The organism is Rhizobium sp. BT04, from assembly GCF_030053135.1.
Classification (GTDB): domain Bacteria; phylum Pseudomonadota; class Alphaproteobacteria; order Rhizobiales; family Rhizobiaceae; genus Rhizobium; species Rhizobium binxianense.
This window is the reverse complement of sequence record NZ_CP125652.1, coordinates 862,793-876,788: the sequence shown is the minus strand read 5'-3', so window position 1 is coordinate 876,788 and position 13,996 is coordinate 862,793. Positions and strand designations below refer to the sequence as shown.

The 13,996-nt window shown below is 62.0% G+C and carries 10 protein-coding genes; 5 read left to right on the top strand and 5 right to left on the bottom strand.

Features of this window, described 5'->3' with window-relative positions; all coding sequences use genetic code 11:
- Positions 1–32 precede the first annotated feature (32 nt).
- The gene (locus tag QMO82_RS12875) at positions 33–527 is read right to left on the bottom strand and encodes a histidine phosphatase family protein (protein WP_171602640.1); all 495 of its coding nucleotides are present in this window, start codon (positions 525–527) and stop codon (positions 33–35) included.
- Positions 528–803: 276 nt separating this feature from the next.
- Here QMO82_RS12875 and dksA point away from each other — a divergent pair, with 276 nt between their 5' ends.
- On the top strand, positions 804–1,223 hold the full coding sequence (gene dksA / locus QMO82_RS12870) for an RNA polymerase-binding protein DksA (RefSeq protein ID WP_003569003.1): 420 nt from the start codon (positions 804–806) through the stop codon (positions 1,221–1,223).
- A 104-nt stretch (positions 1,224–1,327) separates the two neighbouring features.
- On the opposite strand, the gene QMO82_RS12865 is transcribed toward dksA, so the two are convergent.
- Both QMO82_RS12865 and QMO82_RS12860 read right to left on the bottom strand, forming a co-directional pair.
- Entirely contained in the window at positions 1,328–1,963 is a 636-nt protein-coding gene (locus QMO82_RS12865; protein WP_183607153.1) for a DUF1062 domain-containing protein, read from the bottom strand.
- A 404-nt stretch (positions 1,964–2,367) separates the two neighbouring features.
- Positions 2,368–3,453, bottom strand: coding sequence for a flagellar biosynthetic protein FliO (locus QMO82_RS12860; protein WP_277544872.1), 1,086 nt, complete (start codon positions 3,451–3,453; stop codon positions 2,368–2,370).
- A 299-nt stretch (positions 3,454–3,752) separates the two neighbouring features.
- Here QMO82_RS12860 and cckA point away from each other — a divergent pair, with 299 nt between their 5' ends.
- Positions 3,753–6,356: a cell cycle histidine kinase CckA gene (gene cckA / locus QMO82_RS12855; RefSeq protein WP_183607155.1), complete on the top strand. Its 2,604-nt coding sequence runs from the start codon at positions 3,753–3,755 to the stop codon at positions 6,354–6,356.
- Positions 6,357–6,623: 267 nt separating this feature from the next.
- On the opposite strand, the gene QMO82_RS12850 is transcribed toward cckA, so the two are convergent.
- Positions 6,624–7,550, bottom strand: coding sequence for a pseudouridine-5'-phosphate glycosidase (locus QMO82_RS12850; protein WP_183607156.1), 927 nt, complete (start codon positions 7,548–7,550; stop codon positions 6,624–6,626).
- 88 nt (positions 7,551–7,638) lie between these two features.
- Complete coding sequence (locus QMO82_RS12845) at positions 7,639–8,583, bottom strand: carbohydrate kinase family protein (RefSeq protein WP_183607157.1); 945 nt, start codon at positions 8,581–8,583, stop codon at positions 7,639–7,641.
- Positions 8,584–8,812: 229 nt separating this feature from the next.
- Between QMO82_RS12845 and recA the strand changes: the two genes are divergently transcribed.
- The 3 genes from recA to QMO82_RS12830 all read left to right on the top strand — a co-directional run bounded on the left by recA (position 8,813) and on the right by QMO82_RS12830 (position 13,947).
- Positions 8,813–9,901: a recombinase RecA gene (gene recA, locus QMO82_RS12840; protein ID WP_183607158.1), complete on the top strand. Its 1,089-nt coding sequence runs from the start codon at positions 8,813–8,815 to the stop codon at positions 9,899–9,901.
- Positions 9,902–10,054: 153 nt separating this feature from the next.
- Positions 10,055–12,709 carry an alanine--tRNA ligase gene (gene alaS, locus QMO82_RS12835; RefSeq protein WP_183607159.1) on the top strand — a complete coding sequence of 885 codons (2,655 nt, stop codon included), beginning with the start codon at positions 10,055–10,057 and terminating at the stop codon, positions 12,707–12,709.
- A gap of 386 nt (positions 12,710–13,095) precedes the next feature.
- Complete coding sequence (locus QMO82_RS12830) at positions 13,096–13,947, top strand: GyrI-like domain-containing protein (protein ID WP_183607160.1); 852 nt, start codon at positions 13,096–13,098, stop codon at positions 13,945–13,947.
- The last annotated feature ends 49 nt before the right edge of the window (positions 13,948–13,996 follow it).

Genomic DNA, 13,996 nt, shown 5'->3' with positions numbered 1-13,996 from the left:
CCGCCCGCAAAAGAAGAGCGGCGCGAAAGACTTCAGACGACCACGAAATCCGTGAGGCGCCAGGCGGTGGCGGAAGCGTCGTAATCGACGACGGCAAGGCCCGCCGTCGGGAAGCCGCCGGGAAGGGCGCGGACCATAGCCTCATGGCCGATCAGCACCTCCAGCGCCTGTTCCATGGTCGGATTGTGGCCGACCAGCATGACGGCGGCCACCTCCTGCGAATCGACGATCTCGATATAGTTATCAACAGTGGCGTTGTAGAGCGCGTCGACATAACGAACCTCGAGCGAGAGGCCGATCGCCCTATACACCGCATCGGCCGTATCGCGGCAGCGCAATGCCGTTGAGCTGATCAGAAGATCGGGGCGATAGCCCTTGTCGGCAGCCTTGTCGGCGATGATCTCGGCATCGCCAAAGCCTTTTTCGTTGAGCGGCCGGTCGAAATCGCGCTGTCCGGGTTCGGCCCAGGCGGCCTCGGCATGGCGCAGGAGATAGATGCGGTTGGGCGGAGGCAGCGGTACGGTCATGGGCAAAATCCAGGATCGGGCGGGTCTTTTCAGTAGCGGTTGCGATCGGCTGCCGTCAATCGCCAGCCGTGCCATAGCTGCCTAAAACCTGGCCGATAACACGGCGTTTTGAAGGCGAAGAGAAAAACGGTGGCCGGAATAACCATGACAAAATAGATCGTTAGCCGAAAATTGTAACAGATTTAAAAATCTGTTTACCTGTCGTATTTGGCTTGAATCGCGACTAGCGCTTGGGATATACACCCGCCAGATGAGATGTTCTTCAGGAGAATCGCGTTGAGTGAGAAGATCGATCTTAGCAATTACGTTCCCTCGGAAGAGGAAGAGTTCATGAACGTAAACCAGCGTGCCTACTTCAGGACCAAGCTGGTTGCATGGAGAAATGATATCCTTAGAGAAGCGCGCGAAACGCTCGACCATCTGGCCGAGGAAAGCGCAAACCATCCCGACCTCGCCGACCGGGCGTCGTCGGAAACCGACCGGGCGATCGAACTTCGCGCCCGTGATCGGCAGAGAAAGCTGATTTCCAAGATCGACGCAGCACTGCAGCGCATCGAAGACGGCACCTACGGCTATTGCGAGGAAACCGGCGAACCGATCGGCCTCAAGCGTCTCGACGCCCGCCCGATCGCGACGCTGTCGATCGAGGCGCAGGAGCGCCACGAACGCCGCGAAAAAGTCTATCGCGACGAATAATGGTTTTCATGCAGACATGAGCAGAACAAGCGCCGCGATCTGATCGCGGCGCTTTTTCGTTGAGCCATCATCCGGTGTACCGGAGAGGAAGGTGGCTTCCGCGATTACAGCGGATCTCCTGTCGCCAGAGGTTTCCACGATTGCTCTCGCTCGGCCTCCATGGAGAGGTCGATCACCACAAGGGTGCCATTCCTGATCCGTCGCCGCATGATGTCTACTCGCTCAGGATCCGTCCGGACCATGCCTTCCGCGTGCAGGGCCTGCAGTCTCGAACGTGAAACCGTCAGCTCGGACGCCAGCAGACGGTCGAGGCGTGTGCTTGTTGGGAACGGGACCGCCAGTTCGATTGTTAGTCTCGTCCAATCTGCAGCTTCGTGTTGCATCTCCTTTGCGATTTCAAATTCGGCAAACTCATCCACACGCAGCGATTTGTGTCGGAGAGCATCGAGGTTGAAGGTCTCTGCCCGGATCCAGTCCGGATCGTTGGATTGCAGCGCCTCGAGGATTGCAGGATCGATGTCGCGGACATTCCGGCGCTCGAGGATCGGCCGGTTCCATGTCCTTTCGCAGGTCAGGCATTTGTAGATAAGCCAAGCGTCCAGCTTGCGGCCGTTGGCGTTGAGCCGGATCTTGCCGCTGGACTGGAAGGCTCTCATGCCTCCGCATCCACCGCATGCAATCCAAGGCTGGGGAGCTGTTTTGGGAATAATGGTCCATCGGACCCGAAGCGTATCGCACATATCGTCTTGGTCTTCCGTTCGGAAGTCCACCAAGATGGTGCGTGAGAAAACCCCTGCGGGCGCGGTGTGGCGATGTTGTGGGCGGCTGAAGAGCTGAGACAGCGGAGCTGCACATGGCACATTGTAACAATGCCAAACCGGTCTCTCGCCACCACCCGATGAACATGTTCGCATGCCGCCAGCGTGTCGCTATGCGGCAGGGGTGAAACTGGACTGAGACCGGTATTTACTTAGGCAAAGTGTAACCTCGAATGCGCCAACGCTCTTCACCCTGACCGATACCAGATGATCGGCATGATGGGGAGGCCCAGGGCATCCTCGATCTGAAAAGCCGCGGCATTGCGGCTTTTATGCAACTTTATGATGAATGCGACGGCGCGGCAACCCGACGAGCGCGGTTTTCCTCATTTATCGCGATTGACGCTCATTTCGCCGAAAATCCGGGCGACTTCCTTCTGCAGTTCCGTATCGGCGCCGGTGATGGGAGCAAGCTCGGGATCGCGGCGCGGCAGGTTGCCCGGCTGCGATACGGCTTGGCGGGGCGCCTGGTTCGCCGGCGGCGGCACGATGCGCTCGGCTGTCAGATTGTTCGACATCTCCTGTTCCAGCACCCGCTGGAAATCATGGCGGATCCCCGCTGCCGACTGCGTAGCCACATCGTCTTCGGCCGTACCAGGTGCGGCGCGCGCGGCCGCAGGCATGTGCTGAACAGGCGGGGTGGAGACCTCGGGTTCGATGCGCTGCTGCGGAAGCACACGCTGGCGGGCGGCATCGAGTATCTCGGCCGCACTTACGGTATCGTGAAACGGTGCGGGCTGCGCGGCTGGGGGAACGACGGGGCGCTCCGGCGGGCGCGGGGCGGCAGGCAGAGGAATGTCGCGTTCGGCCGACAGCGGCGCTGTCGCAGGGGTTGCCGGAAGGGGGCTCGTGGCCACCGGCGGTGCCGCGGCCGGCGGGGCAGGCGGTTGGGCTAACGGTTCTGGGCGCGGGCGCGGCTCTGGCGAAGCCGGCGCGGAGAAGGAAGGCTCGGCGGCCGGCTCGATTCGGGCTGCACCAAGGGCTGCAACTGGAGCGGCAACAGGGGCTGCGACTGGGGCGCGGGGCGGAGAAACCGGTGGCGTTTCCGGCCGCGCTGGGGATATCGGACGCTGCTCGACCGGTTGCGGGCGATTGACGCTTTCCGGCTGGTCAGCCGCTTCGGGCAGGATGCGGCTTTCGATGACGATATCGCTCGGGCCGCCGATCATGATCAGGTGTTCGACGTCATCGCGGCGGACCAGCACCAGCCGGCGACGGGCATCGACAGCTGCGGCATCCAACACCTGCAGGCGGGGCTGGCGGTTGCGGCCGCCGCGCACGAAGGGCGAGGGCGCCCGGCGGCGGATGACCCAGAGCACGAGGATGAGGAGGAGAAGCGCCAGACCGACGCCACCGGCGGCAAGCAGGAAACGGCTGCCATAAGCTCCGACAACATCATCCAACATAGTCACTCACTCCATTTCGCATTCGGCACATATTGACGACTTTTCCGTTCCTTAGGCAAGGGCCGCCGGCGCTGTCCAGTGACGGGAGAACCCGATTTCGTGTTCCGCTGCCTGGCGCGCGGCGATCTTGCTCACGGGCGCCGCGTCGGGCTTCAGGGGCAGATGGCGCTGTTGCCTGTGAATTCAAGCAGTCTTGCCGGCCACCGGTGTTTTTGCCGACGCGGCAAATTGCTAAGAAGGAAAGAGTGCCTGATTCCCGCTTCGTGTTCGTGCTAGGAAGTGGGAGGGGCTTATGCGAGGAATACATGACGAAACCGCGTCAGGCCGACGACTATAACGCACCGCTTGTGGATCGTGGGGGGCGTTCTGGCACGGTTTTGCGCATCCTTTTGCTGGCGCTCGTGTTGATCGCAGCCGCCGGCGGCTTCGTCTTCTTCAAAAAATCACTCGACAACGAGATCGTGCTCGGCGGCCTTGGTGTGCTTGCCATGGTCGGCATCTTCTTTCTGGTATCCTCAGTCATCGGCTTCATCGAGGTGATGCCGCAGCGCCAGTCCGACAGCCTGGCGCGCGCCTTCCTCAACAGCCATCCCGACGGGACTTTGATCACCGACGAAAAGGGTCGGATCATCTATGCCAATGCCGCCTACGGCGCCCTGACCGGGGCGCGCAAGGCGACCGAGGTGCAGACGCTGGAAACGCTGCTGTCGCGCCACCGCGAATCGAACGAGGCGCTCTACCGGCTGGTCAACGGCCTGCGCGAGGGCAAGGAAGGCCGGGAAGAGTTCCGCCTGCTGCGCGCCGTCGGGCCCGGCAGCAACAGTTCCGGCGCCCATTGGTACCGGCTGAAGGCGCGGCTGTTGCAGCCGGAGGAAAACGGCGGCAAGCCGCTGCAGATCTGGCAGATCACCGATATCACCACCGAGCGCGATGACCAGGAGCGGTTCTTCAAGGAGTTGCAGAACGCGATCGACTATCTCGACCATGCGCCGGCCGGGTTCTTTTCCGCCGGCCGGAAGGGCGAGATTTTCTATCTCAATGCGACGCTTGCCGAGTGGCTGGGTCTCGACCTCACCAAGTTCGTGCCGGGCTCGATGACGATCGGCGACGTCGTGGCGGGCGAGGGGCTGGCGCTGATTCAGTCGGTGCAGGCCGAACCGGGGCTGAAAAAGACGGTGACGCTCGATCTCGATCTGCGCAAGACCAACGGCCAGAGCCTGCCGGTGCAGATCATCCACAGCGTCACCTCGATGCGCGACGGCGCACCCGGCGAAAGCCGGACGATCGTGCTGGCGCGTGAAAAGAGCGATGCCGGCGGCCAGTCCGCTTCGGCCGCTGCCATGCGCTTTACCCGCTTCTTCAACAACACGCCGATGGCGATCGCCTCGGTCGACGGTGACGGGCGTATCCTGCGGACCAATGCGCCGTTCCTGAAGCTGTTCTCCGGCGTCGTCTCGCGTGACGACCTCGAAAAGGCGCCGCATCTCGAAACCATCGTCCAGGAGAGCGACCGGCCGCAACTGGCCGAGGCGCTGGCGGCGGCCAAGGACCGGCAGGGCGACATCGCGCCCCTCGACACCCGTACGCCGACCGACGAGGCGCGCTATTTCCGCTTCTATGTCAATGCGGTCATCGATCAGAGCGACGAGGCGCCCGAGGAAGCGGCAATCGTCTATGCCGTCGAGGTGACCGAGCAGAAAGCGCTGGAAGCACAGATGGCGCAGACACAGAAGATGAATGCAGTCGGCACGCTTGCCGGCGGCATCGCGCATGATTTCAACAACGTGCTGACGGCGATCCTGCTTTCCTCCGATCATCTGCTGCTACAGGCACGGCCCGCCGATGCCAGTTTCGCCGACCTGATGGAGATCAAGCGCAATGCCAACCGCGCTGCCGTGCTGGTGCGCCAGCTTCTCGCCTTCTCGCGCAAGCAGACGATGCGGCCCTCGGTGCTGAACCTCACCGATGTCGTCGGCGACCTGCGCATGCTGGTCGACCGGCTGCTCTCCGGCACCAACGTCAAGCTCGACGTGCAATATGGCCGCGACCTCTGGCCTGTCAAAACAGACCTCTCGCAATTCGAGCAGGTGCTGATCAATCTGTGCGTCAATGCGCGCGACGCGATGCCGGAGGGCGGCACGCTGACGTTGCGTACCAAAAACCTGACCGCCGCCGAAGTCTCCGCCTTCAACTATTCCTACATGCCGGCCGAAGACATGGTGCTGGTCGAAGTTGCCGATAACGGCACGGGTATCGCGCCGGAGATCATGGACAAGATCTTCGAGCCCTTCTTCACCACCAAGGATGTCGGCAAGGGCACCGGCCTCGGCCTCGCCATGGTCTACGGCATCGTCAAGCAATCGGGCGGCTACATCCAGCCGGAATCAGAAGTCGGCAAAGGCACGACGTTCCGTGTTTTCCTGCCGCGCCACATCCCGGAGCCGGCGGTGACCGCAGAAGCGGGTTCGATCGACGGTGCCATCGCCGGGGCCAGCCCGCAGCCCGCAGCCCAACAGCCGCAGCAGCCGGAGGACCTGACGGGATCGGCAGTCATCCTTCTCGTCGAGGACGAGGAAGCGGTGCGCCGCGGCGGCAAGCGCATGCTGGAAACGCGCGGCTATACCGTGCATGAGGCGGGCTCCGGCGTCGAGGCGCTCGCCATCATGGAAGAATTGGAAGGCAAGGTCGATATCGTCGTTTCCGACGTGGTGATGCCCGAAATGGACGGGCCGACGCTGCTTCGCGAGCTGCGCAAGACCTATCCCGACATGAAATTCATCTTCGTTTCCGGCTATGCCGAAGACGCCTTTGCCCGCAACCTGCCGCCGGAGTCGAAATTCGGGTTCTTGCCGAAACCGTTTTCGCTGAAGCAGCTGGCGGTGGTGGTGAAGGAGACGTTGGAAGGGTGAGTGACGCTTGTCCGAGGGTGAGCGTGGGTGTTGTGCCGTGTAAGCCCCCTCTGCCCTGTCGGGCATCTCCCCCACAGGTGGGGAGATCACAAGCGGCGACACCTTCGCATCAAATCAACGTTTCGCCGAGCTGCAACGGATATTGTTGGGGAAGCCAGCGCACCCAGCCAATCTCCCCACCCGTGGGGGAGATGCCCGGCAGGGCAGAGGGGGGCTGGAACGGCACCACCTATCTGGTAAGGCGATTCCGTTCGGCCCCGTCAACCCTCACTCACCCAGCGCCACCGCAATCTCAGCCGCAAGCCGCGCGTTATTCTCAACCAGCGCAATATTCGTCTTGAGGCTCTGGCCGTCCGTCAGGTCGAAGATGGTCGAGAGCAAATACGGCGTTACCGCCTTGCCGGTGATCTCGTCGCGTTCGGCGCTATCAAGAGCCCGCTCGATATAGATTTCCATCTCCTCGCGCGCGATCTCGTCGGCCTCCGGCACCGGATTGGCAACCAGCATGCCGCCGTCGATGCCGAGCTGTTCGCGTACCGTCTGGAAATTGGCGATTGCCGCCGGGCTGTTCAGCGCCAGCGGGCTACGGATGCCCGAGGAGCGCGACCAGAAAGCGGGGAATTCTTCGCTTTCATAGGTGACGACGGGAACGCCGCGGGTTTCCAGCACCTCAAGCGTCTTCGGAATATCGAGGATCGCCTTGGCGCCGGCGCAGACGACGATGACGCCGGTGCGGGCGAGCTCCTCGAGATCGGCCGAGATATCGAAGCTTTCCTCGGCGCCGCGATGCACGCCGCCAATGCCGCCCGTGGCAAAGACGCGGATACCGGCGCGGGCGGCCGCAATCATCGTCGCCGCGACGGTGGTGGCGCCGGTGCGGCGCTCGGCGATCGCGAAGGCAAGATCAGCGCGCGACACCTTCATCACTTCGGTCGCCTTGGCGAGCTGCTCCAGTTCGCCGGCTTCAAGGCCGATATGCAGCGTGCCGTGGATGACGGCGATCGTTGCCGGCACCGCACCCTGTTCGCGAATGATCGTCTCGACGCTACGGGCCATCTCGATATTGCCGGGATAGGGCATGCCGTGGGTGATGATCGTCGATTCCAGCGCCACCAGCGGCGCGCCGCGCTGCTTGGCGCTCGATACCTCCTTCGAATAGGCGATCGGCAGAAGAGGAGAGATGGGTTTGGTCATGGTCTTGTCCTGTGATCGACAGAGCATGATGCCGAAAAGTGCGAGCGGTTTTCGGACGACATCATGCTCAATTCTTCAATTCGCCGTTTCAATGCAGAATTCTGACCTCGGGAACAAGGGCAAGCGCCTCATTCAAGAGATCTGGCGTCAGATTTTCGTTGACGGCGTGCCGCGACTGCACCGTCAGCGTCGCGGCCGCGGTGCCGTGGCGCACGGCTTCTTCGAGCGGCAGGCCGAGCATCAAGGCGGCAATCGTGCCGGCGGCAAGAGAATCGCCGGCACCCGTGACATCGGCGACGGTCTCGGCGATCGGCGGCTGCAGCGTCACAGCGCGGCCGTCGCATAGTGCGACCAGTTCACGGCGGCCGCGGGTGACGACGGCGTTCTTGATGCCGATCTCGTTCAGAAGCGGCGGCCAGCCGGCGGCATTCTCCGGCTGCTGCCCGGTCAGAGCCCCCGCTTCTGCCTCGTTCAGGAAGAGGTAGTCTATATCCCCGATGCAGGGTTTCAGCCTGACGACCTTGGCCGGCGAGATGGCGATTGCCGCAGCGGGCTTCGCAAGGGAACGCGCCTTGGCGACGATTTCCGCGATCGTCTCTTCCGGCAGGTTGGCATCGAAAAGAATCAAATCATGGGCGGCGAAGGCCTCTCGCACCCAGCGGATCGAGAGACGCCGCGGCACGAAGAAGCGGTAAAGATCCATGTCGGCAAGGGCGATCACCAGATTGCCGTCCCTTTCGATGATCGCCGTGTAGCTCGGCGTCTTGCGGTCGAGGAAGACGAAGGGGCGGTCGTCGATACCGGCGACATCGGCGGCTTCGCCGACCATCTCGCCGATGGGATCGCCGCCGCGCGGCGAAATCATCGTTACCTGGAAACCGAGCCTTGCAAGGTTGCGCGCCGCATTGAAACCACCCCCGCCCGGCTCCTCGAACCATGTGCCGGGATTGCTGGCGCCAGGCGCCGTCTCGCCGGAGATGCGGCCGCGCCGATCGATATGGGCACCACCGAGAACGAGAATCTTTCTGTTCATTTCAGCCGCTCTCCTGAGGCTCGAAGCGCGAATCGATGCGATGGGTTTTGGCGCGCGCGTGTCGGTGCTTCAGACCTAAGTCGTTGCTTTTCATCGATAAAACAAATACAGAACACGGGCCATTTTACCTTTTTCTTTCAATTGTTTGATCGCCTATTGCGAGAATGGAACAAATAGGGTACAAACTCGACATTGCTTGAGCGGCTTCAATAACCTAAAGGTGGATCGGATGTCTCAAAATTCATTGCGGCTGGTAGAGGACAAATCGGTGGACAAAAGCAAGGCGCTTGAAGCGGCACTCTCACAGATAGAGCGGTCGTTCGGCAAGGGCTCGATCATGAAACTCGGCTCCAACGAGAATGTTGTTGAGATCGAGACGATCTCGACCGGCTCGCTTGGTCTCGATATCGCCCTCGGCGTTGGCGGTCTGCCGCGGGGCCGTATCATCGAAATTTATGGGCCGGAAAGCTCCGGTAAGACGACGCTTGCGCTGCAGACCATTGCCGAAGCGCAGAAGAAGGGCGGCATCTGCGCTTTCGTCGATGCCGAACATGCGCTCGATCCCGTCTATGCCCGCAAGCTCGGCGTCGATCTGCAGAACCTTCTGATCTCGCAGCCCGATACCGGCGAGCAGGCGCTCGAAATCACCGATACGCTGGTGCGCTCCGGCGCCGTCGACGTTCTCGTCGTCGATTCGGTTGCCGCACTGACGCCGCGCGCCGAAATCGAAGGCGAGATGGGCGACAGCCTTCCCGGCCTGCAGGCGCGCCTGATGAGCCAGGCGTTGCGCAAGCTTACCGCTTCGATTTCCAAGTCGAACACCATGGTGATCTTCATCAACCAGATCCGCATGAAGATCGGCGTCATGTTCGGTTCGCCTGAGACAACGACGGGCGGCAATGCGCTGAAGTTCTATGCCTCCGTGCGCCTCGACATCCGCCGCATCGGGGCGGTCAAGGAGCGCGAAGAGGTGATCGGCAACCAGACCCGCGTCAAAGTCGTCAAGAACAAGATGGCGCCGCCCTTCAAGCAGGTCGAGTTCGACATCATGTATGGCGAGGGTGTTTCCAAGACCGGCGAACTGGTCGATCTCGGCGTCAAGGCCGGCATCGTCGAAAAATCAGGCGCCTGGTTCTCCTATAACAGCCAGCGTCTCGGCCAGGGCCGCGAAAATGCCAAGACCTTCCTGCGCGACAATCCGGATCTTGCGCGCGAGATCGAGCTGTCGCTGCGCCAGAATGCCGGGCTTATCGCCGACCGCTTCCTGCAGAACGGCGGACCGGATCCCGATGACGGTGATACCGCCGCCGAGATGTGAGTTTTTCTGCCAGTCCCTTTGAAAGTCCAAGCCGGCCGCATTCCTGATGAGAATGCGGCCGGTTTTGTTTGTCTGCTGGACAGTGGCGGAGGCGAACGTTAAAAGCCGATGAATTTAAATTTACCTGCCTTCGGCAGCATTGAAGGGCATAGCATGAGCGGTGTGAACGATATCCGGTCGACCTTCCTCGACTATTTCAAGAAGAACGGCCACGAGATCGTTCCGTCGAGCCCGCTCGTGCCGCGCAACGACCCGACGCTGATGTTCACCAATGCCGGCATGGTGCAGTTCAAGAACGTCTTCACCGGCCTTGAGAAGCGTCCTTATTCGACTGCGACAACCTCGCAGAAATGCGTGCGCGCCGGCGGCAAGCACAATGACCTCGACAATGTCGGCTATACCGCCCGGCACCTGACCTTCTTCGAAATGCTCGGCAACTTCTCCTTCGGCGACTATTTCAAGGAGAATGCGATCGAGCTTGCCTGGAAGCTCGTCACCGAAGGTTTCGATCTGCCGAAGAGCCGCCTGCTGGTGACCGTCTACTCCGAAGACGAAGAAGCAGCGACGCTGTGGAAGAAGATCGCCGGTTTCTCCGACGACAAGATCATCCGCATCCCGACCTCGGACAATTTCTGGCAGATGGGCGATACCGGCCCCTGCGGCCCGTGCTCTGAAATCTTCATCGACCAGGGCGAGAATGTCTGGGGCGGCCCTCCCGGTTCGCCTGAGGAAGATGGCGATCGATTCCTGGAGTTCTGGAACCTCGTCTTCATGCAGTTCGAGCAGACCGCACCCGGTGAACGCACGCCACTGCCGCGCCCGTCGATCGACACCGGCATGGGCCTGGAGCGCATGGCCTGCATCCTTCAGGGCGTCCAGAGCGTATTCGATACCGACCTCTTCCGCACGCTGACCGGCACCATCGAGGATACGATAGGCGTCAAGGCGGAGGGCAGCGCCAGCCACCGCGTCATCGCCGACCACCTGCGCTCCTCTGCCTTCCTGATCGCGGACGGGGTGTTGCCGTCGAATGAAGGCCGCGGCTATGTGCTGCGCCGTATCATGCGCCGCGCCATGCGTCATGCGCAGCTTCTCGGCGCCAAGGAACCGCTGATGTACAAGCTGCTGCCGACACTGGTGCAGCAGATGGGCCGCGCCTATCCGGAGCTGGTGCGTGCCGAGCCGCTGATCTCGGAGACGCTGAAGCTTGAGGAAAACCGTTTCCGCAAGACGCTGGAGCGCGGCCTGTCGCTTCTCTCCGACGCGACCGCGGACCTTGCCAAGGGCGACATGCTGGATGGCGAGACCGCCTTCAAGCTCTACGACACCTATGGTTTCCCGCTCGATCTGACGCAGGATGCGCTGCGCGCCCGCGAGATCGGCGTCGACATCTCCGGCTTCACCGATGCGATGCAGCGCCAGAAGGCCGAAGCCCGCTCGCACTGGGCCGGTTCCGGCGAGAAGGCGACCGAAACCGTCTGGTTCGAGCTCAGGGAAAAACACGGCGCGACCGAATTCCTGGGCTACGACACCGAAATGGCTGAAGGCGTCGTCCAGGCGATCGTCAAGGACGGCGCGGTTTCGACCGAGGCCAAGGCCGGCGACAAGGTGCAGATCGTCGTCAGCCAGACGCCGTTCTACGGCGAATCGGGTGGCCAGATGGGCGATACCGGGGTGATCTCGTCCGACCACGGCAAGGTTGAGATTTCAGATACGCAGAAGAGGGGCGAAGGCCTGTTCGTGCATCTGGGTACTGTCATCGACGGCGTGGTCAGGGATGGCGATGCTGTCGCGTTGACGGTCGATCATGCTCGCCGTTCGCGCCTGCGCGCCAATCACTCGGCAACCCACTTGCTGCATGAGGCGCTGCGCGAAGTGCTCGGCACCCATGTGGCACAGAAGGGTTCGCTGGTCGCACCCGAGCGCCTGCGTTTCGACGTCTCGCATCCGAAGCCGATGTCAGCCGAAGAGCTGAAAATCGTCGAGGATATGGCCAACGAGATCGTGCTGCAGAATTCGCCGGTTACCACGAGGCTGATGAGCGTCGACGATGCGATCGCCGAAGGCGCGATGGCGCTGTTCGGCGAGAAATACGGCGATGAAGTGCGCGTCGTGGCGATGGGCGAAGGTGTGCGTGGCGCCAAGGCCGGCAAACCCTATTCGATCGAACTCTGCGGCGGCACGCATGTGGGAGCGACCGGCCAGATCGGCCTGATCCGCGTTCTCGGCGACAGTGCCGTCGGCGCCGGCGTTCGCCGTATCGAAGCCGTCACGGGCGAATCGGCGCGCGAATATCTGGCCGAACAGGACGAACGTGTGAAGGCGCTTGCCGCCTCGCTCAAGGTGCAGCCGGGCGAAGTGCTGTCGCGCGTCGAAGCGTTGATGGACGAGCGCCGCAAACTGGAGAAGGAACTGGCTGACGCCAAGCGCAAGCTCGCCATGGGCGGCGGGCAGGGTGGTTCGGGCGATGCCGTGCGCGAAGTCGCCGGCGTCAAGTTCCTCGGCAAGGCGATTTCAGGCGTCGATCCCAAGGACCTGAAGGGCCTTGCCGATGACGGCAAGACCAGCATCGGTTCCGGTGTCGTAACGCTCATCGGCGTTTCCGAGGATGGCAAGGCAAGTGCGGTCGTCGCGGTGACGCCGGATCTGGTCGACCGCTTCAGCGCCGTTGATCTGGTGCGTGTCGCTTCTGCCGCGCTTGGCGGCAAGGGCGGCGGCGGGCGACCGGACATGGCGCAGGCTGGCGGCCCTGATGGCGCCAAGGCAGATGAGGCGATCGAGGCGGTGGCCTTGGCGCTTGCCGGGTGATCTGTCGGTTTATCAATGCGTTTCGAAAGGCGGAGGCTTAGCTTCCGCCTTTACTTTGTTGATATTTACTGGGCTTTCCCCCCAGCCTCCCTCATTCCCTGTGCTCGTCACAGGAATCCAGCGCGCCCAAGTCCTTGGGCGCGAAAGACTTTTTCCTCTTTGGGTACTGATTCATTCACGGCGCGGACGCGCCGTGGCTGGATTCCTGTGACGAGCACAGGAATGAGGGAGGTTGGAATGATGCCGGAGCACCCGCCCCGTCCTTCGAGGCCCTTCGGCCCCTCGGAATGAGGCTCTCTTGGGCGATGCTCGGAAGCCAATTTCCGCAGGATTTGTCAAATCGGGATATGGTTCTCTGCGGTCGATCGATTTGCACGAGGTTTGGCATGAACGGCGAAACGGCATGGGCACTTTATGAAAACCGTCTGAGGCGGGTTTCGGCCTATATTCACGACCACCTCGACGAGGAGCTGGATATGGAGCGCCTTGCCGAAATCGCCTGCATGTCGAGCTATCACTGGCACAGGATCTACCGGGCGATTTACGGCGAGACGCTGGCGGCCACCGTCAAGCGGCTCAGGCTGCATCACGCGGCGGGCGAGATCGTCCGCACGGACCTTGCCGTCAGCGAAATTGCCAAGCGATCAGGCTATCCCAATCTCCAATCCTTCAATCGGATCTTCAAGTCGGTCTACGGCATGCCGCCGGCCCGCTACCGGAAAGAGGGAAGCCACACAGCCTTTGAACCCTCACCTAACGGAAAGACCAAAGTCATGTTAGACGTTACCATACGCGAGATCGGGCCGATCGAGCTGATCGGCGTTCCCCATACCGGTTCCTACATGCATATCGACAAGGCCTTTGAGACGCTGTTCGGCACGCTTTATGCCCGCGGCCTCGCCAAGCCCGACATGCGGATGATCGGTATCTATCTCGACGATCCCGACATCGTGCCGGAGGAAAAGCTGCGCTCGATCGCCTGCGTTACCGGCGCTGCCGACGTGCCGGCCGATGCGCCGTTCGAGCGGCGCACGATCGACGGCGGCGATTATGCCGTGCTGCGCCACAAGGGCCCCTATGCGAATATGCCCAAGTCCTATCAGTGGCTGTTTGCCGAATGGCTGCCGAAGTCCGGCCGGCAGTTGAAGGACAGGGTCATGTTCGAGGAATATCTCAACAATCCGCGTGAAGTGTCGCCGACCGAGCTTCTGACGGACATTCACATGCCGCTTGTCTGACGGCGGATATCTCCCGGGGCGGCGGCCTGGCCGCCGCGCCGTGTTTTAC

Coding starts and splice junctions, on each gene's coding strand:
- QMO82_RS12875 (WP_171602640.1), bottom strand. CDS start 527: ATGACCGTACCGCTGCCTCCGCCCAACCGCATCTATCTCCTGCGCCAT.
- QMO82_RS12865 (WP_183607153.1), bottom strand. CDS start 1,963: ATGTGCGATACGCTTCGGGTCCGATGGACCATTATTCCCAAAACAGCT.
- cckA (WP_183607155.1), top strand. CDS start 3,753: ATGACGAAACCGCGTCAGGCCGACGACTATAACGCACCGCTTGTGGAT.
- QMO82_RS12850 (WP_183607156.1), bottom strand. CDS start 7,550: ATGACCAAACCCATCTCTCCTCTTCTGCCGATCGCCTATTCGAAGGAG.
- QMO82_RS12845 (WP_183607157.1), bottom strand. CDS start 8,583: ATGAACAGAAAGATTCTCGTTCTCGGTGGTGCCCATATCGATCGGCGC.
- recA (WP_183607158.1), top strand. CDS start 8,813: ATGTCTCAAAATTCATTGCGGCTGGTAGAGGACAAATCGGTGGACAAA.
- alaS (WP_183607159.1), top strand. CDS start 10,055: ATGAGCGGTGTGAACGATATCCGGTCGACCTTCCTCGACTATTTCAAG.
- QMO82_RS12830 (WP_183607160.1), top strand. CDS start 13,096: ATGAACGGCGAAACGGCATGGGCACTTTATGAAAACCGTCTGAGGCGG.